The 18,405-nt window shown below is 69.5% G+C and carries 19 protein-coding genes; 8 read left to right on the top strand and 11 right to left on the bottom strand.

Annotated features, from left to right (window positions below):
* Positions 1 to 22 precede the first annotated feature (22 nt).
* The 8 genes from ACFVDI_RS00890 to mftA are packed head-to-tail and all read right to left on the bottom strand — an operon-like array spanning position 23 to position 6,574.
* On the bottom strand, positions 23 to 787 hold the full coding sequence (locus ACFVDI_RS00890) for an SDR family oxidoreductase (RefSeq protein WP_350715886.1): 765 nt from the start codon (positions 785 to 787) through the stop codon (positions 23 to 25).
* Positions 778 to 2,241 (bottom strand): mycofactocin biosynthesis glycosyltransferase MftF, encoded by a 1,464-nt coding sequence (gene mftF, locus ACFVDI_RS00895; RefSeq protein WP_350715884.1) that lies wholly within the window; start codon positions 2,239 to 2,241, stop codon positions 778 to 780. Before mftF ends, ACFVDI_RS00890 begins: the two co-directional genes overlap by 10 nt.
* On the bottom strand, positions 2,238 to 3,029 hold the full coding sequence (locus tag ACFVDI_RS00900) for a mycofactocin-coupled SDR family oxidoreductase (RefSeq protein WP_350715882.1): 792 nt from the start codon (positions 3,027 to 3,029) through the stop codon (positions 2,238 to 2,240). Before ACFVDI_RS00900 ends, mftF begins: the two co-directional genes overlap by 4 nt.
* Complete coding sequence (gene mftE, locus ACFVDI_RS00905) at positions 3,026 to 3,697, bottom strand: mycofactocin biosynthesis peptidyl-dipeptidase MftE (protein WP_350715880.1); 672 nt, start codon at positions 3,695 to 3,697, stop codon at positions 3,026 to 3,028. Before mftE ends, ACFVDI_RS00900 begins: the two co-directional genes overlap by 4 nt.
* Positions 3,694 to 4,932, bottom strand: coding sequence for a pre-mycofactocin synthase MftD (mftD, locus tag ACFVDI_RS00910; protein WP_350715878.1), 1,239 nt, complete (start codon positions 4,930 to 4,932; stop codon positions 3,694 to 3,696). Before mftD ends, mftE begins: the two co-directional genes overlap by 4 nt.
* A 25-nt stretch (positions 4,933 to 4,957) precedes the next feature.
* Positions 4,958 to 6,169, bottom strand: coding sequence for a mycofactocin radical SAM maturase (gene mftC / locus ACFVDI_RS00915; RefSeq protein WP_350715876.1), 1,212 nt, complete (start codon positions 6,167 to 6,169; stop codon positions 4,958 to 4,960).
* A 10-nt stretch (positions 6,170 to 6,179) separates the two neighbouring features.
* Positions 6,180 to 6,449 (bottom strand): mycofactocin biosynthesis chaperone MftB, encoded by a 270-nt coding sequence (gene mftB / locus ACFVDI_RS00920; protein ID WP_350715874.1) that lies wholly within the window; start codon positions 6,447 to 6,449, stop codon positions 6,180 to 6,182.
* A 26-nt stretch (positions 6,450 to 6,475) separates the two neighbouring features.
* Complete coding sequence (gene mftA / locus ACFVDI_RS00925) at positions 6,476 to 6,574, bottom strand: mycofactocin precursor MftA (RefSeq protein WP_179658722.1); 99 nt, start codon at positions 6,572 to 6,574, stop codon at positions 6,476 to 6,478.
* Between the two features lie 153 nt (positions 6,575 to 6,727).
* On the opposite strand from mftA, the gene mftR reads away from it, so the two are divergent.
* Positions 6,728 to 7,339 (top strand): mycofactocin system transcriptional regulator, encoded by a 612-nt coding sequence (gene mftR, locus ACFVDI_RS00930; RefSeq protein ID WP_179658723.1) that lies wholly within the window; start codon positions 6,728 to 6,730, stop codon positions 7,337 to 7,339.
* A gap of 382 nt (positions 7,340 to 7,721) precedes the next feature.
* Here the strand turns inward: mftR and ACFVDI_RS00935 are convergent, their stop codons facing one another.
* Entirely contained in the window at positions 7,722 to 8,420 is a 699-nt protein-coding gene (locus ACFVDI_RS00935; RefSeq protein WP_378899283.1) for a GntR family transcriptional regulator, read from the bottom strand.
* A 313-nt stretch (positions 8,421 to 8,733) separates the two neighbouring features.
* Here ACFVDI_RS00935 and ACFVDI_RS00940 point away from each other — a divergent pair, with 313 nt between their 5' ends.
* The 4 genes from ACFVDI_RS00940 to ACFVDI_RS00955 are packed head-to-tail and all read left to right on the top strand — an operon-like array spanning position 8,734 to position 14,344.
* The gene (locus ACFVDI_RS00940) at positions 8,734 to 10,515 is read left to right on the top strand and encodes an FAD-dependent monooxygenase (RefSeq protein WP_378899285.1); all 1,782 of its coding nucleotides are present in this window, start codon (positions 8,734 to 8,736) and stop codon (positions 10,513 to 10,515) included.
* Positions 10,516 to 10,535: 20 nt separating this feature from the next.
* A complete protein-coding gene (locus ACFVDI_RS00945; RefSeq protein ID WP_378899287.1) occupies positions 10,536 to 11,417 on the top strand; it encodes a fumarylacetoacetate hydrolase family protein in 882 nt (293 codons plus the stop codon).
* Positions 11,418 to 11,441: 24 nt separating this feature from the next.
* Entirely contained in the window at positions 11,442 to 12,362 is a 921-nt protein-coding gene (locus ACFVDI_RS00950; RefSeq protein WP_378899289.1) for a VOC family protein, read from the top strand.
* Entirely contained in the window at positions 12,362 to 14,344 is a 1,983-nt protein-coding gene (locus tag ACFVDI_RS00955; RefSeq protein WP_378899291.1) for an acetoacetate--CoA ligase, read from the top strand. The genes ACFVDI_RS00950 and ACFVDI_RS00955 overlap by 1 nt, the downstream gene beginning before the upstream one ends.
* Before the next feature lie 121 nt (positions 14,345 to 14,465).
* Here the strand turns inward: ACFVDI_RS00955 and ACFVDI_RS00960 are convergent, their stop codons facing one another.
* Complete coding sequence (locus ACFVDI_RS00960) at positions 14,466 to 15,113, bottom strand: class I SAM-dependent methyltransferase (protein ID WP_378899293.1); 648 nt, start codon at positions 15,111 to 15,113, stop codon at positions 14,466 to 14,468.
* Positions 15,114 to 15,323: 210 nt separating this feature from the next.
* On the opposite strand from ACFVDI_RS00960, the gene egtB reads away from it, so the two are divergent.
* Genes egtB through egtD form a run of 3 tightly spaced genes read left to right on the top strand, consistent with a single transcriptional unit; the run spans position 15,324 to position 18,051 of the window.
* The gene (gene egtB, locus ACFVDI_RS00965; RefSeq protein ID WP_378899295.1) at positions 15,324 to 16,580 is read left to right on the top strand and encodes an ergothioneine biosynthesis protein EgtB; all 1,257 of its coding nucleotides are present in this window, start codon (positions 15,324 to 15,326) and stop codon (positions 16,578 to 16,580) included.
* Positions 16,577 to 17,047 (top strand): hypothetical protein, encoded by a 471-nt coding sequence (locus ACFVDI_RS00970; RefSeq protein ID WP_378899297.1) that lies wholly within the window; start codon positions 16,577 to 16,579, stop codon positions 17,045 to 17,047. Before egtB ends, ACFVDI_RS00970 begins: the two co-directional genes overlap by 4 nt.
* On the top strand, positions 17,044 to 18,051 hold the full coding sequence (gene egtD / locus ACFVDI_RS00975) for an L-histidine N(alpha)-methyltransferase (protein WP_378899299.1): 1,008 nt from the start codon (positions 17,044 to 17,046) through the stop codon (positions 18,049 to 18,051). Before ACFVDI_RS00970 ends, egtD begins: the two co-directional genes overlap by 4 nt.
* A 164-nt stretch (positions 18,052 to 18,215) precedes the next feature.
* Here egtD and ACFVDI_RS00980 read toward each other — a convergent pair whose 3' ends face one another.
* Positions 18,216 to 18,389: a CsbD family protein gene (locus tag ACFVDI_RS00980; protein WP_378899301.1), complete on the bottom strand. Its 174-nt coding sequence runs from the start codon at positions 18,387 to 18,389 to the stop codon at positions 18,216 to 18,218.
* Positions 18,390 to 18,405 lie beyond the last annotated feature (16 nt).

Genomic DNA, 18,405 nt, shown 5'->3' on the forward strand with positions numbered 1-18,405 from the left:
CCCGCGCCTCAGCGCATCCGCGTCAGCGGACCATCAAGGTGCCGCCGTCGACCGAGACGATCTGTCCAGTGATGAAGCGCGCCCCCTCTGAGGCATAGAAGGCGAGCACCGGGATGAAGTCCTTCTCCACGTCACCGAGCTTGCCGCCGAGCGGGACGTTCTGCCCCATGAACGCGTCGTGGGCGGCGAGAGCCTCGGGGCCCATCTCCGAGCGGGTCTTGTCGTACATCGGGGTCCAGATCGCGGGGGCGATCATGTTGAGCGACACGTTGTGCTTGCCCCACTCCTTGGCCGCGGTCCGGGTCCAGGCGATCACGCCACCCTTGCTCATCGCGTAGACCGACTTGTTCGGCAAGCCGATGACCCCGGCGGCGGAGGCGAAGTTGATGATCTGGCCACCCTCCCCCTTCAGATGCGCGAAGGCGGCCTGGTTGGTCAGCATGGTGCCCAGGGTGTTGACCGAGAGCACCTTGGTCCACAGGTCCACCGAGCTCTCCTCGGCGGGCGAGGACGGCGCGATGCCGGCGGCGTGGACCAGGACGTCGAGGCCACCCAGCTTCTCCACCGCGGCGGCGAAGGTGCTGTCGACCGACTCCTTGTCGGCGACGTCGACAGGGAGGAACTCCGCACCGGACTCCTCGGCGATCCGGGCGCCGGCATCCTCGGTGAGGTCGACCGAGACGACCTTGGCGCCCAGGGCCGGGAAGGACCGTACGAGGCCCTCCCCCATGCCACTCGCTCCGCCGGTGATGATGATGCGTCGTCCATCCAGACGAGTCACTGCCATGGCTGCACTTCCTTCTCGAGCTTCTTTTCGGGTGTGAGTCTGTGGTGACGTACGAGGCGCGGGGTGAGGCACTGCACGGACCGCGATCTTGCAGCGCCGAGCCAGAGGCCGGTGCCGTAGGCGAGGTCGTCGAGGCGGCGGCCGAGGAAGGTTGTGGGCCGGATGTCGGTCTCGTTGAGGGCGACGGCGGTGTCGACGACGAGCGCGGCGAGCACCATCCGGCGTGCGGTGCGGCTGAGCAGGCAGGCGACCAGCGTGAGTGGCCACCAGTGGCGCAGCAGGAGCGCTGACTCCTGGCGCAGCGACCAGCCGAGTCCTCGTACGGCGAGGCGCGAGGCGAGACCACGGCGGCCGGGTAGGTCGGGGAGAGCCTCCGAGACGACGCGGCTGCCCCAGATCAGCGAGGCGAGTGCTGCGGGTGCCGACCACCAGCGGCCGGCGAGGAGGGCGGCTCCGGCGGTGGCCATGGCCGGGGAGAGTATGGCCGGGGCGATCGCGTCCCCGTGGCGGCGGCCGAGCTCGGCGCCGCCGGTGCCGTAGACGAGCTTGCGGCCGAGCCAGCCGCGGATCGTTCCGCGGACCTCGTGCAGAGCCTCGAGGTCGGGCGCGTAGCGGACCACGTGTCCGGCCTCGACCAGTCTCCAGACCAGGTCGACGTCCTCGCCCACGCGCAGGTCGCCGGCGAAGCCGCCGACCTCTCGCAGGGTCGAGGTGCGGGCGACGAGGCAGGCGGACGGCAGCCAGCCGACGGCCGCGCCGGGACGCACCGAGCACGCTCTGGTGCCCAGGGAGAGCGAGGAGGCGGCCATGTCGTGGCGTTCGAACCACGCCGGCCGAGCCTTGTCGCTGTGCCCCCGCACCAGCGGCCCCACCAGCGCCACCCGAGGGTCCACGAGATGGCCGGCCAACTGCGCGAGCATCTTCGGGGCGGCGGCGACATCGGAGTCGACGAAGGCGACGTAGGTGGTGGTGACCTGGGTGAGTCCGGCGTTGCGGGCGCCGGCGGGTCCCAGGTTGTCGGTGAGCGCGAGGAGGGTGGCGCCGTGGCGGCGTACGACCTCCGCGACGGCGCCCGAGTCGCGGGAGGCGTCGTCGACGACGATGACGCCGAGCCCGCTCAGCCCGCTCAGGGCGGCCAGACAGCGGTCGAGGAGCTCGGGCCGGTCGTGGGCCGGGACGATCACCGTGAGCTCGGCCGGGTCGACGGGCGCCACGTCCGCGGGATCGGCGAGGTTGCCGTCGAGCAGGCGGCGAGCGATGACGTCGGTGGTGGCATCGTGGACCCGAACCTGCCTGCCGATCACACGGTCGGCGGCCGTGGGTGCCAGGCGCATGGACCGCAACGGGGAGCCGCCGACCAGCGACAAGCCACCGTCCGCCGTGGGCAGGAGACGTACGTCATCACGCACCCGCACCGTGAACCCATCCGGCAGCCTCACCCGCTGAAGCGTCATCCGCCGAAGCCTCCGTCGGCGGCGACGACCGAGCCGTTGAGCACCGCCCCGGCACGCGAGCAGGCGTGGACGACGGTGGCGGCGACCTCGTCGGGTGTGAGCGGGCGGCGCAGGAGCTGGTGTGCGGCGAGGTCGTCCGGGCCGACCGCGTAGAGGTCGGCGGTCGCGGCGAGCATCGCGGTATCTGTGGAGCCCGGCGAGACGGCGCAGGCGGTCACGCCCGTACCGGCCAGGTCGGCGGCCAGGCCTCTCACCAGGCCGATCACGGCATGCTTCGCGGCGTTGTAGGCGGCGAGGTGGAACAGCCCGCGCGAGCCCGCGGCGGAGGCGAGCGCGACGAACCGGCAGCCGCTGGGGTCGGGCCCGGCGAGCATCGCGGGGACGGCGGCGGCCGCGGTGTTCCAGACCCCGGCGACGTCGATCTGCCACTGCAGGTCGAGCGAGGTGTCCTCCCACAGCGGGCGACCGCCGGCGATAACCGCCGCACCTGCGACGGCGATGTCGAGCCGCCCCCACCTGTCCTTCGCAGCATCGACCGCGGCGGTCAGCGCCGCCGGGTCCCGTACGTCACCGACGACCGGTTCGATCCAGCCGGCCGGGAGCGAGGCGACCAGGGTGTCCAGGTCGCCCTGCGTGGCCTGGGGATAGCCGGCCGGAGAGTGCTCCCCCGCGCACCAGTCGAGCGCGACGACGCGTACGCGCTCGGCCACCAGGCCGCGCACTGTCGCCGCGCCGATCCCGCGCGCGGCACCGGTCACCAGCGCGACCCGTGTCGTCTCGACACTCATCGTGCCGCCACTCCCATCCGGAGCCGGTCATAGGCAGCGACGACCATCGCCTCGAGGATGCGCTTGCCCTGCTCGGCGCTCGCTCCGGTCGGGTCGCCGAGGACACCGTTGGCCGAGACGGCTTCGACGCCGCCTGCCCGCATCGCCGGCAGCAGCTCGATGATCGGGCGGGTGTTGCCGGGGACGGCCTGCCGCAGGCGTACCCTTTCGGGGGCCAGATGCAGCATGAGCGAGGTCTCGGTGCGGCCGGCGTGCGAGTCCGCGTCAGGGGTCTGACAGGGCACCCAGGACACCTCTCTCCCCTCGGTGCGAAGGACCGTGACGGCGGCCGTGACCGCGTCCAGGTTGCCGCCGTGACCGTTGACCAGGACGACCCGGGAGGCCCACGTGGTCAGCGAGCGGCCGAGTTCGACGAGGACCGAGGTGAGCACCGCGGTCCCGATCGAGATCGTCCCGGGAAACGACTGGTGCTCCCCGCTGGCACCGATCGGCACAGCCGGAGCGACGGAGGCGCCGATGAGCGGCGCGAGCTCGTCGGCCACCGCGGTCGCGATCACCGTGTCGACGTCGAGCGGCAGGTGGGGGCCGTGCTGCTCGGTGGACCCCACCGGCACCAGGACCGCGCCGCCCGGCACGATCTCCGGCCAGGGGCGGTCGACCAGGCTCACGGCCGGCCCGATGGTTGCCCGAGCGCGAGCTCGAAGCCGTCGGGGATCACCAGGTCCTCCGGCGTGAGGTCGTGGATGGAGGCCTTGCCCATGCCCAGGACCGCGGAGTCGAGGCCGTTGCGGAGGATGTCGAGGACGTTCTCGACACCGGCCTGGCCGTTGGCGCCCAGGCCCCACAGGTAGGCACGCCCGACCATCACCGCACGTGCGCCCAGGGCGAGCGCCTTGGCGACGTCGGAGCCGCGGCGTACGCCACCGTCGAGGAGCACCTCGATCTGGTCGCCCACCGCGGCGGCGATCGGGGGCAGCACCCGGATCGTGGCCGGAGTGCCGTCGAGGTTGTTGCCGCCGTGGTTGGAGACCGAGATCGCGTCCACGCCCGCGTCGACCGCGCGCAGCGCGTCGTCGACCCGGCACACGCCCTTGAGCATGAACGGCTTGCCGCCACTCAGCTCCTTCCAGGTGCTCACCATCCAGGCGACGTCGTCCCAAGACGGTGGCGGCGTGGTCATCCACTCGTAGTAGGCACCGAAGAACGTGGGCGGCTCCCCCAGGCTGCCGTCGTCGGCGATCGGTGCCAGGTTGGGTGCGGTCAGGTCCGGGATGCCACCGCTGCGGGCGTACGCCGCCAGCCATCTCCCCCGGCTCATCACCTGGGGAGCGAACCTGAGCATCGCGGAGAGGTCGACCTTCTCCGGGATCTCCGGGCTGCCCCAGTCGCGGCCCATGGAGAAGGACCAGTCGAGGGTGGCGATCAGCGCCTTCGCCCCGGCCGCGTGGGCCCGGCGCATCCGGCGGATCATCACGTCGCGGTCACCGGTCCAGTACATCTGGAAGAACGTCGCCGCGTTGGCCTCCACCACCTCCTCGACCGACTTCGAGGCGAAGTTGGACAGCCCCATCACCGTGCCCCGGGCCGCCGCCGCCCGCGCGACCGCAACCTCACCGTCGGGATGGACAGCCTGTACGCCGGTGGGCGAGATGATCACCGGAAACCCGATCTCCTGGCCCAGCACCGTGGTCGCCAGCTCGCGCTTGTCGTGATGGCCGGCCACGTGCGGCGCGAGCCCGAGGTCGGCGAACGCCTGCTGGTTGTCCGCGATCGTCTGGCCGCGCTCCGAGCCGGCCAGCAAGGCTGCGTACACGGGCTTCGGCAGCCGCTTGCGGGCACGCTCCTGCGCCACCGCGACGGACTCGAACCACGGGTTCTGCTTCCAGGGGTTCTTCCAGGGCATCTCAGTTCTCGCTTCTTCAAGAGGTTCAGTTGGGGGCGAAGCCGGCCAGCGGCGACTCGGCACACGCACTCACCGGCGGAGCCAGATCCGAGTCCGGACGCCGACGGGAGAGCGTCAGCAGCACCGGCGCGTTGCGGCTGGGGGCGCTGCGGGAGTGGTCCTGGCCGACTGCGGGGATGGTCCGGGCACCGGCCAGGGCGGTCTCGCCGTACCCCTGGACGCACTCGGGGTCCGGCCCGTCCAGCGGCAGGCCGGTGAAGAACTTCGCGGCCATGCAGCCACCGCGGCAGGAGTCGTAGTGGGCGCACCCCGAGCAGGCGCCACCGGTCTGCGGCTCACGCAGCTCCTGGAAGAGCGCCGAGGTCTTCCACACATTGTCGAAGCCGCCGTCGGTGAGCAGGTTGCCGGCCAGGAACTGGTCGTGGATCGCGAACGGACAGGCATAGACATCGCCTACCGGGTCGATCAGGCACACCACGCGGCCGGCGCCGCACAGGTTGAGCCCCGGCAGTGCGCCACTCCCGTCCTCGGGCCCGAAGGCGGCCAGGTGGAAGAAGGAGTCCCCGGTGAGCACATGGTCGCCGTTGGCGACAAGCCACTCATAGAGCTCCCGCTGCTGCTCGGGCAGCGGATGGAGCTCGTCCCACACATCCGCCCCGCGGCCCGAGGGACGCAGCCGGGTCAGCCGCAGCGTTGCCCCGAACCGGTCCGCGATCGCCTTGAACTCGTCGAGCTGCCCGATGTTCTCCCGGGTGCAGACCACGCTGAGCTTGGCGTCGCGGAACCCCGCCTCGTGCAGGTTGCGCAGCGCGGTGATCGCGGTGTCGTAGGACCCCGTCCCCCGCACCCGGTCGTTGACCTCGGCCGTGGCACCGTCCAGCGAGATCTGGACATCCACGTAGTCGCTCGCGGCCAGCCACCGGGCCCGTTCCGGGGTGAGCCGGACGCCGTTGGTCGAGAACTTCACCCCGACGTCGTGGGCGACTGCATATTCGACCAGGTGCCAGAAGTCGGGACGTACGGTCGGCTCGCCACCGCCGATGTTCACGTAGAAGACCTGCATCCGCTGCAGCTCGTCGATCACCGCCTCGCACTGCTCGGTGGTCAGCTCGCGCGGGTCGCGCCGGCCGCTGCTCGACAGGCAGTGCGCGCACTCCAGGTTGCACGCGTAGGTCAGCTCCCAGGTCAGGCAGATCGGCGCATCCAGGCCGAGCTCGAAGTGCTCCACCAGCTTCATCACAGGCTCCTCACGTCACGGGACGGATCATGTCGGTCCGGGCCAGACCGGAGAGCGCAGCGACGTACGCAGCGTGCTGGCCCTCCGGCACTCCCGATGCCACGAGCGCACCGCGCACGTCCGGGTGCGACCCGAGGGCGCGCACGACCGCCACCAGCTCGGGGCGCTTGAGGAAGGTCAGCTTCCGGTTCCCGAAGTGGTAGGCCAGCGCCCCGAAGGGCTCGGGCCGCAGCTCGACCGACGGCGACAGCGCCCACGCGCTGTCCAGGCTCACGGCCATGCTCGGATCACTCAGCATGACGATGCTCAGTAGACGCCGCACATGCCGTCGATCGAGACCTCTTCGATCAACGACTCCTCGGTCAGGGCCTCGTCCACGACCTGGGTGTTCTCTTCAGGGTTCATGACAGCTCTCCTTCATCTTTCGGCGTCCGAGGACGCGGTCTTCGGTGACGCACACCACATTAATGACACTCGGGGTCAAAAAGATAGGGGTTCGCCCGAATCGGCGACTCTTTTGCCTTCGGCGCGCCTAACGCGGCTGATAGATTCCGACGAATGCCGACCAGCCCCGCCCCCGCGACGCGGCGCAGCTCGCTCCGCGGACGCCCCGCCGCCACCACGCACGCGGAGATCGAGCAGGCCGCCTTCCAGCTCTTCATGACCAAGGGCTTCGAGGCCACCACCCTCGACGACATCGGCGAGGCGATCGGGGTCGGCCGACGCACCATCACCCGCTACTACCCCTCCAAGAACGACATCCCCTGGGGCCAGTTCGACCGCACCCTCGACGCCTTCCGCGAGATCCTGCGCTCCATGCCCACCGAGCTCCCGCTCCACATTGCGGTCCACCGCGGCGTACTCGCCTTCAACGACTTCCCCACCGACGCCAGCCCCAGCCACCGCGACCGGATGCGCCTGATCCTCACCACCCCGGCCCTCCAGGCCCACTCGGTACTCCGCTACGCCAGCTGGCGCGAGGTCATCGCCGACTACGTCGCCGAGCGCACCGGCCTCCGCTCCGACGACCTCCTCCCCCAGACCGTCGGCCAGGTCTCCCTCGCCCTCGCCCTGACCTCCTACCAGGCATGGCTCGACGACGAGGACGCCTCGCTCCCCGACCTGCTCGACGCCACGATGGGCCACCTGCGCACGTACGTCTCGAGCTGACGCCTGCGGCTACAGGGCCGCGGCGACGGAGGTGCCCTGGGCGATCGCGCGCTTCGCGTCGAGCTCGGCGGCGGCTTCCACTGGGGACGGCGCACGAATGCGTCAGACCAGGGCTGGACCGCCTGCGTCCGGCTACTGTCCGGCTACTGTCCGGTCGAGAGTCACTCCAGACCATTGACAACCGTCACTAATAATCATGTTTCCGCAGGTCAACCGCCGGTTTCCGTCGGCCCCAATCACCAACCCTTCACACGGGACCGCTCCCCGGCTTACAGGCCAGCCCGTCCGCTCTCACCAGCCTGAGCAGGTACTTGTACTTGACTTCTCGAGGTGCTCAGCCGTGGCTCGGTCATGAGGTGAGCCGAGCGAGTCTGGCGACCGGTCACGCGGAGCTGCGTTCGTCCCGCCCTTCGCGCTGCTGGGCGTAGTCGACGAGCGCCGCGGTGGTGCGTTCGATGTGCTGAGCGAGGGCTGCGGCCGCCCCGTCGGAGTCGCGGGCGAGCGTGAGGTCGGCGATCTCCTGGTGCTCGACGGCGACATCGCGTCCGTCGTCGTGCGCGAGCTCGCGGGACCAGTGGATGTAGAGGTCGGAGCAGTCGCGGAGGCTGTCCGCGATGCTGGTCAGACGCGCGCTGCGGCCCCCGGCGAGGAGCACGTGGTGGAACTCGCGGTGCGCCTCGGCCCACTCGATGCTGACGTGTCCGTCCGGACGGGTGAACCGAGTGTGCTGAAGCTGGTGATGGGCGGCCAGGACTCTCGATTCCCAAGCCAGGTCACCGTCGGCGATCGACTCGCGAAGCGCCATCGTCTCCACCAGACGCCGAGCACGCGTCAGGTCTTCGAGGTCTGCGATCGACAGTTCCATGACCGTGAACCCGCGTTGGGGCATGGCTACGATCAGCCCCTGTTCGGCGAGTCGGGTCATGGCCTCACGCACTACGCTGGGCGAGACCTCGTAGCGGCCGGCGATGTCGTTGATCCGCAGCTTCGCCCCGGGGGAGAGTTCGCCGAGGAGCAGCTCGTGGCGGAGACGGTCGTAGACCGCCTCCGTGCGGGTTGGTTTCTCGGTACTGCGAGCCATGGTGCAAGTCTAGGCGAAATCTCATCAGATCGAAGATGTTTGGTCTGAGTATCTTTTTTGATGCCAAATATAGATACGTTCCGGCGCTCTTGGCGAGTGCCCGGTCGGCGACCCAGGGCCTCGTCGCGAGGTAGCTGCCGTACGCGTCGAGGTCGGCAATTCATAAATGACGATGTTCGCAAAGAAAATCTTTTTTTGCTTGAAATATCGTCCACAGGGGCCGCAGACTGTGGCTGTCGCCACTTTGTGGTGCGGGTCACTCGAACGAGGGCTTGCAAGATTCCTGATCCCGAACGTGCCGAGGAGGCATCCCATGTCGGACATCGAAGTCCCTGTCCTGATCGTCGGCGGCGGTGGCGCCGGCCTCACCGCGTCGATGACGCTGTCCACCCTCGGGGTGGACTCACTGCTCGTGAGCGCCATGCCGAACACGTCCACGCTTCCGAAGGCCCACGTGCTCAACCAGCGGGCGATGGAGATCCTCACCGAGGCCGGGGTCGCCCCGGAGATCTACAAGCGCAGCACGCCCGCGGAGAACATGGTGCGCACGGGTTGGTACGCCGGCCTGGCCGGCAAGCATGAGGACTACGGCCGCTTGATCGGGGCGCTCGAGGTCTGGGGCGGCGGCTACACCGACCCTGACTACATCGCGGCCAGCCCCTACCGCACCTGCAACCTGCCGCAGATCCGCCTGGAGCCGGTGCTGCGCGACCATGCCGAGAAGCTCAACCCCGGCAACGTCCGGTTCAACAACGAGCTCGTCGACCTGGTCCAAGACGACGACGGCGTCACCGCGACCATCCTCGACAAGGACGCCGGCAGCGAGTACACGGTGCGAGCCGAGTACGCCATCGCCGCCGACGGCGGCCGCACCGTCGGCAATCTGGTCGGAGTCACCCTCGACGGCCCGCGCGACATCATGAAGCTGGTCTCCTGCCACATCACTGCAGACCTCTCGCAGTGGGCGACCGACGACGACGTCCTGATCCGGTGGCTGGTCAACCCCGACTTCGGCGGTGCCTGGTCCGGCGTGCTCGTCCCGATGGGCCCCGACCACTGGGGCCCGAAGTCGGAGGAGTGGGTCTTTCACATGCAGTACGCCAACGACGACCCGGCCGCGATGCAGCCCGAGGCGGTCAAGCAGCGGATGTACGACACCCTCGGTCTCCCCGCGGACCACCCGGTCGAGATCCACAAGATCAGCCCGTGGTCGATGGAGGGCGTCATCGCCGACAAGTTCCGCTCCGGCCGGGTCTTCGTCGTCGGCGACGCCGCTCACCGGCACCCTCCGACCGGTGGGCTGGGCCTGACCTCGGCCATGGCCGACGTCTACAACCTCGGCTGGAAGCTGGCGGCTGTACTCGCCGGCCGCGCCGGCGACGAGCTCCTCGACACCTACGAGGCCGAGCGCAAGCCCGTCGACCAGAACAACATCGACAACGCCATCGCCAACGCGATGAACCACGCGGTCATCGACCAGGCACTCAGCCTCTCGCACGAGAACACCCCTGAGCAGAACTGGGCCGAGCTCGCGCCGTTGTGGCACGACGGGCCGAAGTCGGTCGAGAAGCGAGCCGCGGTCAACCGCGCCGTCGCCTCACAGACCATCGAGTTCCACCACCACAACACCGAGTTCGGCTACCGCTACGACTCCACGGCGGTCGTCCCCGACGGCAGCGCGGACTACGTCCCGCTCGACGCGGTGCGGCTCTACGAGCCCAGCACGAAGCCGGGCTCCCCGCTCCCGCACGCCTACGTCGAGCGCGAGGGTGAGCGGTTCCCGCTCGTCTCCCTGGTGCACGGCGGCAACTTCCTCGTCCTCGCCGGGCCGGAGGGTCGCGCCTGGGTCGACGCGGCGAACAAGATCGCAGCCGAGAACGACCTCCCCATCGTCGCCGGGACCGTCGGCATCGATGGGGCGGACCTGGTCGACGTACGGTTCTCGTTCCTGAAGAACCGCGAGATCGCCGACGACGGCGTGCTGCTGGTCCGACCCGACCGCTACATCGCCTTCCGCTCGATGAGCGGCGTCGAGGACCCGACCACCACCCTGCGCGACGCGCTGGCTTCGGTCCTCTCGACCGACCTGCGCTGACCGGACCGAGGAGACAACAGATGCGTATCGCCAACCTTTCCGGACGCCTCGTCCTGGTCACCGAGTCCGGTGCCGTCGACGTCGAGATCGCCAGCCAGGGTCAGTTCGGCTCCGACCCGACCGCGATCTACCGCCGCTGGGACGACTTCGTCGCCTGGGCCTCGTCGGCACAGCTGCCTCCCGGCACGTCGTACGACGACACGGACCTCGGCGCCGCTGTGCCCGAGCCCGGGCAGGTCTTCGCGATCGGACTCAACTACAAGGCGCACGCCCTCGAGAGCGGGATCACCGAGTTCCCGGTCGAGCCGCCGGTGTTCACCAAGTTCCGCAGCTCGATCACCGGACCATACGGCGAGCTCGAGCTGCCGACTGCGACGGTCGACTGGGAGGCCGAGCTCACCGTGGTGATCGGGAAGGAAGCGCGCCACGTCGCGGCAGCGGACGCGTGGGATCACGTGGCCGGCTTGACCATCGCCCAGGACTTCTCCGAGCGCACCCGGCAACTGGTGCCCCCGGTGCCACAGTTCAGCATCGGCAAGTCGTTCCCCGGTTTCACCCCGATCGGCCCGGTGGTCGTCACCCTCGACGAGTTCGAGACCTCCGGTCTGGACCACGCGGACCTGGAGATCGGCTGCAGCCTCGACGGTGAGCAGGTCCAGAAAGGCCGCACCAACGACCTGATCTTCTCCGTGCCCGTCCTGATCGAACGGCTCTCCGCCGTCCTGCCACTCCAGCCGGGCGACATCATCCTCACCGGCACCCCGTCGGGCGTGGGCGGCGGAATGAAACCGCCTCGCTTCCTCAAGCCCGGCGAAGAGGTCGTCACCTGGGTCGAGGGCATCGGAGAGCTCCGCCAGACGTGCGTGGCCGGCCGGCCGCACACGACCGCATCGGCATCCTGACAACACCTGGAAGGGAGATCAGCCATGGCACTGCACCGCCTCACCTCCATCACCGTCGGCGTCCCGAACGTCGAGGAGACCGCCGCCTACTACACCGACTTCGGTCTCGCGCCGGTCGGCACGAACACCTTCGCGACCGCGGACGGCGGCGAGCAGTTCAAGCTCGCCCACGCCCCTCAGCGCCGCCTGCTCGAGATCGGCATCGGGGTCGAGGACCCCGATGACCTCGACCGCATCGAGCGGCAGCTGCACGCGCTCGACCTCGGCGTCGACCGGACCCCCGACGCGCTGGTGACCGAGGAGCCGATCGCAGGCTTCCGAGCCGTGGTCTCGATCGCGCCGCGGATCGTGCAGGAGAGCGAGCCGACGCCGTACAACGGGCCAGGTCGGATCGAGCGCGCCGGCACCCGCGCCCCCGGTATCCTGCGGGAGGGCCCGGTCACTCCTCGCAAGCTCGGCCACGTCGTGATCGGCTCGACCGACCAGGAGGCCACCCAGCGGTTCTTCACCGACGGCATCGGCCTCAAGATCAGCGACACGGTCCCTGGGCTCGCGGCGTTCATGCGCTGCTCGACCGACCACCACAACGTCCTGGTCCAGCAGGCACCGCTCAACTTCCTGCACCACACGTCCTGGCAGGTCGACGACGTCGACGAGATCGGTCGCGGAGCAACTGCGATGCTCGAGAAGGACCCCGGCCGCCACGTCTGGGGGTTGGGTCGCCACCACGTCGGGTCCAACTTCTTCTGGTATCTCAAGGACCCGGCCGGCAACTTCTCGGAGTACTACTCCGACATCGACTGCATCGTCGACGACGCACTCTGGGAACCGGGGGTGTGGGACGGCGCCAAGTCGCTCTTCAACTGGGGCCCGCCTCCGCCGCCGTCCTTCCTCGCACCCGACGACCTCGCCGCCCTCATGACCGGCGCGCACCAGCCCGGCTGATGGAACCCATCTGGCAACCGACCCCCGCCGCTGTGGCGTCCGCCGCGATCACTCGCTTCGCTGAGGAGGCCACCGCCCGCACGGGCCGCGACCTCACGTCCTACCTCGACCTCTGGTCCTGGTCGGTCGAGGACCTCGACGGGTTCTGGTCATCGGTCTGGACCTTCTTCGACGTCCAGGCCGACGGAGATCCCGTGCCGGCTCTGGCCGAGGAGCGCATGCCCGGGGCCTCATGGTTCCCGGGTGTGCGTCTCAACTACGCCGAGCACGCGCTACGACAAGCCGACCATCCGGCCGCCGCGAACACCGTCGCCATCACGTCGATCAGCGAGGACGGCTCGGTCGACCGCACGACGTGGCACGAGTTGCGGGACCAGGTCGGCGCACTGGCCGGCTGGCTGCGGGCGCAGGGCGTGCAGAAGGGCGACCGCGTGATCGGCTACCTACCGAACACGACGCACACCCTGGTCGCCTTCCTCGCCACCGCAAGTGTCGGCGCGGTCTGGTCCGCATGCGCGCAGGACTACTCCGGCACCGGCGCGGCGACCCGCTTCGCCCAGCTCGAGCCCACCGTGCTCTTCGCTGCCGACGGTTACCGCTGGAACGGCCGCTTGCACGACCGGCGCGCCGAGGTCGACGAGCTCCGTCGGTCCCTGCCGACACTGCGCGTCACCGTGGAGATTCCCAACCTCGGACTCTCGGCCGACGGCCGTCCCGACGGTGCGATCGCATGGGAGCAGACCATCGCCGTCCCGGCAGAGCCGCGCTACGCGCGCGTCGACTTCGACGCCCCGCTCTGGGTGCTCTTCTCCTCCGGAACCACCGGCCTGCCCAAGGGCATCGTCCATGGACACGGCGGCGTGCTGCTCGAGCACCTCAAGACACTAGGGCTCCAGATGGACCTCGGCCCCGGGCGACCGATGTTCTGGTACACCACGACCAACTGGATGATGTGGAACTTCGTCGCTTCGAGCCTGCTCGTCGGCGCTCCCGCGGTGTTCTACGACGGTAGCCCCGCCCATCCCGGTCCGGACCGGTTGTGGAAGGTCGCGGCCGACGAGCAGGTGGCGCTCCTCGGGATGAGCCCGGGCTACCTGCTCGGCAGCGCACAGGCCGGCCTGTGGCCGGGTCGCGACCTGGATCTTTCCGGACTCCGCGCCATCGGCGCAACGGGCGCGCCGGTGACCGCTGCGTCCTACCACTGGGTAGCCGAGCACGTCGGTCCCGACGTCCAACTCGCCTCGACCACGGGCGGCACCGACATCGTGGCCGGGTTCGCGGGCAGCGCCCCGACCACACCGGTGTGGCCAGGCGAGATCTCCGCGCCCAACCTCGGTGTCGCCCTGGAGGCGTGGGACGCCGAGGGAAAACCCGTCGTCGGCGAGGTCGGCGAACTGGTCGTCACCCGCCCCATGCCGTCGATGCCCGTGTGCTTCTGGAACGACCCCGGGGATGTTCGCTACCGCGACAGCTACTTCTCCACCTATCCCCGAGCGTGGCGCCATGGCGACTGGATGCAGGTCACCGAGCGTGGGAGCGTCGTGGTGTCCGGGCGCTCCGACTCGACCCTCAACCGCCACGGCGTGCGCCTGGGCAGCGCCGACATCTACGCGATCGTCGACCAGATCGCCGAGATCCGCGAGTCGCTGGTCATCGGCGCCGAGCTCGGCGACGGTGGATACTGGCTCGTCCTGTTCGTCGTCCTCGTCGACGGAACCGAGCTCACTGATGACCTGGGCACCAGCGTGAAGAAGGCGATCCGCCAAGGGGCGTCCCCGCGCCATGTTCCTGATGACATCATCGCCGTCCCGGCGATCCCGCACACCCGCACCGGCAAGAAGCTCGAGGTCCCGGTCAAGCGACTCATCCAGGGCCACCCCTTGGACAAGGTAGCCAGTCGTGACGCCGTTGACGATTTTGCCGCACTCGCCCGATTCCAGGACTTCTGCCGGGCCTCGACCGCGACCAGGCAGGGCCAATGACGCGTATCGCACCACGGTTGATTCCCGGACCGCGACGCCTCACCTCTTCTGTCCGGCTCCTTTCAGGCAGAGCCCCTTCCCGCGGGACCGCTTCCCGGCTCCCAGGCCAGCCCGTTCGCACCTAGGGCCTGGGTAGGCGTGTGCAGACCAGGAGGTTGTACCTGGATCCGTCGCGATGCAGTTCGCGCCGCTCGACAGCGAGTCCTGCCTCGTGGAGCTCGCCGATGACGTCGGCGACCGGGCGCAGCCTGAAGTTGTCCTTGACGAACGGCTGGGATGCCATCCACTCCGGGTCTGCAACGCCGAGCACCCCGCGACCGTCGGGGGCGAGAACCCGTGCCAGCTCGGCGAAGGCGGACTTCAGATCGGCGATGAAGTAGATCGTGTTCAGGCTGATCCAGCCGTCGAGAGCCGCATCGGCGACGGGGAGGGACGACATCGGTGCCTCGTGGAGGACCAGGTGTCCGGAGTCCACCGCCTCGTTGAACCCGCGCCGCGCCCGTGCAAGCATGTCGCCGGACGGCTCCATCCCGTGCACGTGACCGTCCGGGGCAGCGGCAAGAAGCAGCTCGAGCCCGATACCGCCGCCGAACCCGATGTCGGCGACGACCTCGTGCCCCTTCAGGTCGAGGGCCGCCACGGCGGACTCGATGGCGCGGCGATTGCCCTTGTTGAGCATGCGCGCGACCAGAGCACCCACCGGGCCGGTCGGGCCGCCGAGCTGGCGGCTGAGCAGCCGTAGCACTGCGTCAGGGACGGGGATCCTCACGACGGCCAGGATCGCACACCCTGTCCGTGCGGACCATCACCGAATCGTCCGGTTTCCGACCAGGTACCAGGGGTGGTATCGGGCCGTCGCGACAGCCACCGAGATGGCACGGCGGGGGTTGGGCGACCAGGCAGAGTAGTTCGTAGCAAGCGGCGCGATCGCCGTGCTGCTGCTCGGCATCCCCCAGCACGACCCGACAGGAGACGTGAGATGGACACGACCACCGCGATCGCCCGCTTCGACGAAGTCCGGGCTGACACCGAACGCCTCGCAGCACCACTCTCACCCGAGGACCAGACAGTCCAGTCGATGCCGGATGTATCCCCCACCAAATGGCACCGCGCACACGTGACCTGGTTCTTCGAAACCTTTGTGCTGGCCGAGAACGAGGCCGGCTTCACACCGTTCCAGGACCAATACTGGTTCCTCTTCAACAGCTACTACGAACAGGTCGGGCCACGGTACGCACGGCCGATGCGTGGCGTGATCAGCCGCCCCGGCGCGTACGAGGTCGGCGACTACCGGCGCAACGTCGACGACCGGATCAGGGACCTGCTCGACCGCGTGGACGAGGGCACCTTCGCCAAGCTCGCGCCGACCATCGAGCTCGGTTTCCACCATGAGCAGCAGCACCAGGAGCTGCTGCTCATGGACATCAAGCACGTGCTGTCGCTCAACCCGCTGCAGCCGGTCTACGCCGGACATCCGGTCGCGGGCGACGGCACCGACCGGCTGGGGTGGGTCGACATCGACGGCGGTCTGGTAGAGATCGGCTCCGAGGGCGGTGGGTTCTGCTTCGACAACGAGCTGCCCCGGCACCAGCAGTGGCTGGAGCCGTACCGGCTGGCCGACCGGTTGATCACCAACGGCGAGTGGCTGGAGTTCATGGCCGACGGCGGCTACCGGCGCCCGGAGCTGTGGCTCTCGGACGGGTGGGCGCGGGTCAACGCCGAAGGCTGGGATGCGCCGTTCTACTGGCGAGAGGCCGATGGCGTGTGGTTCGAGCACACCCTGCACGGCACGTCCCCGCTCGACCCGGGGCTGCCGGTCTGTCACCTGAGCCACTACGAGGCCGACGCGTACGCCACCTGGGCCGGCAAGCGCCTCCCGACCGAGGCCGAGTGGGAGCACGCCGCCCGGACCTATGAGGTGACCGGCAACCTGGCCGACCGGGACAGCTTCCACCCACGTGCGGCCGGCCCGGCGACCGGCGGTCTGCGTCAGCTCTTCGGGGACTGCTGGGAGTGGACCTCCTCGGCCTACCTGCCCTACCCGGGCTTCCACCCCGCCGCCGGCGCGATCGGCGAGTACAACGGCAAGTTCATGTCGAGCCAGATGGTGCTGCGCGGCGGCTGTGCGCTCACCCCGCCGGGACACACCCGAGCCTCCTACCGCAACTTCTTCCCGCCCGGCGCACGCTGGCCCGTCACGGGGCTTCGGCTCGCCGACGACGGGCGTCGTGCGTGACCTGGTCGGCTGCGATCGCCTGTGCCCATCGCGGCATCCTCGGACCGCCCCGGACGCACGCCGCGTGGGGCTGCTCACGCGACGACTGCGCGGCTCCGGTGCGACTCGGCTCCTGGACCGCCGCGGTCAGCGGCACCATCGACGCCTCGTGGGCGCTCGTTCTCGACAAGGCGCAGCACCTGCGTCTGCCGGTCGGCTCGGCCCTGATCCAGATCGCCAACGAGATGGAGGTCGGCGGCTTCTCGGTGCTCCTCAGCGACGGCGAGGACCTCGCCCTGCTGACCGGTGACGAGGGTGGCCACCTGACCGAGCCGGCCGCCTGGGAGTACGTCGTCACCGACCATCCGCTCCCGGACGCTCCGTCCACCTCGATCCCGCCGCGCACCATCGGCGTGCTCAGCCCGTGCGGACCCACCTGGTGGCGGCTAGACATGCCCCACCACAACCCGAAGGAGAACCTCGCGTGACCCTGGACATCGACGGCCGGACCAGCACCAGCGAAGGAGCCCGGAGCAGGATCACCACCCTGCTGACCGCCGAGGACCTGCGGCAGAGCCTCGCCGAGGACGCCCGCACCGGCTTGAGCGCATCGCCGAAGTGGCTTCCACCGAAGTACTTCTACGACCAGCGTGGGTCGGAGCTGTTCGAGGAGATCACCCGGCTGCCCGAGTACTACCCGACTCGCACCGAACGGGCGCTGCTGACCGAGTATTCGCAGGAGATCGCCGAGGACTCCGACGCCGAGGTGCTCGTCGAGCTCGGATCCGGCTCCTCGGAGAAGACCCGGCTGCTGCTCGATGCGCTGACCCGGACCGGTCGGCTGACGACGTACGTCCCCGTCGATGTCAGCGCCAGCGCGCTCACCCAGGCGATGGACGCACTCGCCGAGGAGCGGCCCGGGCTGGTTCTGGAGGGTGTCGTCGCCGACTTCGACCAGCATCTCGGGCAGCTGCCCGCGCCGGGACGACGGCTGATCGCACTGCTCGGCAGCACCCTGGGCAACTACGACCGTCCGGGGCGAGCGCGCTTCCTGCGTTCGGTGGCCGCGGCCATGCAGCCGGGTGAAGGCCTGCTGCTCGGGCTGGACCTGGTCAAGGACCCCGGCGAGCTGGTCGCGGCCTACGACGACGCGGCCGGCGTGACCGCCGAGTTCAACCTGAACGCGCTGCACGTCCTCAACCGAAGCCTGCGTGCCGACTTCGACACCGACAGCTTCCGGCACCTGGCGCGCTGGAACACCGAGGAGGAACGCATCGAGATGCGACTCGTCGCGCAGGAGTCCGCCCGCGTGGAGCTGAGCGAGCTCGACCTCGTCATCAAGTTCGACGAGGGCGAGGAGCTCCTCACCGAGCTGTCCTGCAAGTTCCGTCGGGACGGGGCAGCGGACGAGCTCACCGCGGCGGGCTTCGGCGACCTCCGCTGGTGGACCGATCCGGACGAGGCGTACGCGCTCGTGCTGGCCAAGCGCTGAGCGCTACGACCTGGGCCCCGCACCTCCGTTCTCGGAGCAGCGGGGCCCAGGTCGTGGGTGCGCCCACGCAAACAGCACGGGCGCACGACCGCTCGATGCGCCTGACGACGACGCGACCTCGCCCCCGCGCCAGGTCGCGCCGTCATCAGGCGCATCGAATGCGGCTACTTCTTGAACGTGTCCTTGACGTCCTCGACGGTCTTCTTGACCGAGGCCTCAGCCTGGTCGACCTTTCCCTCCGCTTCGAGGGAGTCGTCGTTCGTCGTCTTCCCGGCGGCCTCCTTGGCCTTGCCGATAGCCTCCTGCGCAGCGTTCTTGGCCTTGTCGATCATGCTCATCGTCGTTCTCCTTCGG

It is taken from the genome of Nocardioides sp. NPDC057767 (assembly GCF_042798275.1).
GTDB lineage: Bacteria > Actinomycetota > Actinomycetes > Propionibacteriales > Nocardioidaceae > Nocardioides.

Bases quoted from the DNA above. Each gene is read 5' to 3' on its own strand.
- ACFVDI_RS00890 (WP_350715886.1), bottom strand. From the start codon at position 787: ATGGCAGTGACTCGTCTGGATGGACGACGCATCATCATCACCGGCGGA.
- mftF (WP_350715884.1), bottom strand. From the start codon at position 2,241: ATGACGCTTCAGCGGGTGAGGCTGCCGGATGGGTTCACGGTGCGGGTG.
- ACFVDI_RS00900 (WP_350715882.1), bottom strand. From the start codon at position 3,029: ATGAGTGTCGAGACGACACGGGTCGCGCTGGTGACCGGTGCCGCGCGC.
- mftD (WP_350715878.1), bottom strand. From the start codon at position 4,932: ATGCCCTGGAAGAACCCCTGGAAGCAGAACCCGTGGTTCGAGTCCGTC.
- mftC (WP_350715876.1), bottom strand. From the start codon at position 6,169: ATGAAGCTGGTGGAGCACTTCGAGCTCGGCCTGGATGCGCCGATCTGC.
- mftB (WP_350715874.1), bottom strand. From the start codon at position 6,449: ATGGCCGTGAGCCTGGACAGCGCGTGGGCGCTGTCGCCGTCGGTCGAG.
- mftA (WP_179658722.1), bottom strand. From the start codon at position 6,574: ATGAACCCTGAAGAGAACACCCAGGTCGTGGACGAGGCCCTGACCGAG.
- mftR (WP_179658723.1), top strand. From the start codon at position 6,728: ATGCCGACCAGCCCCGCCCCCGCGACGCGGCGCAGCTCGCTCCGCGGA.
- ACFVDI_RS00935 (WP_378899283.1), bottom strand. From the start codon at position 8,420: ATGGCTCGCAGTACCGAGAAACCAACCCGCACGGAGGCGGTCTACGAC.
- ACFVDI_RS00940 (WP_378899285.1), top strand. From the start codon at position 8,734: ATGTCGGACATCGAAGTCCCTGTCCTGATCGTCGGCGGCGGTGGCGCC.
- ACFVDI_RS00945 (WP_378899287.1), top strand. From the start codon at position 10,536: ATGCGTATCGCCAACCTTTCCGGACGCCTCGTCCTGGTCACCGAGTCC.
- ACFVDI_RS00950 (WP_378899289.1), top strand. From the start codon at position 11,442: ATGGCACTGCACCGCCTCACCTCCATCACCGTCGGCGTCCCGAACGTC.
- ACFVDI_RS00955 (WP_378899291.1), top strand. From the start codon at position 12,362: ATGGAACCCATCTGGCAACCGACCCCCGCCGCTGTGGCGTCCGCCGCG.
- egtB (WP_378899295.1), top strand. From the start codon at position 15,324: ATGGACACGACCACCGCGATCGCCCGCTTCGACGAAGTCCGGGCTGAC.
- ACFVDI_RS00980 (WP_378899301.1), bottom strand. From the start codon at position 18,389: ATGAGCATGATCGACAAGGCCAAGAACGCTGCGCAGGAGGCTATCGGC.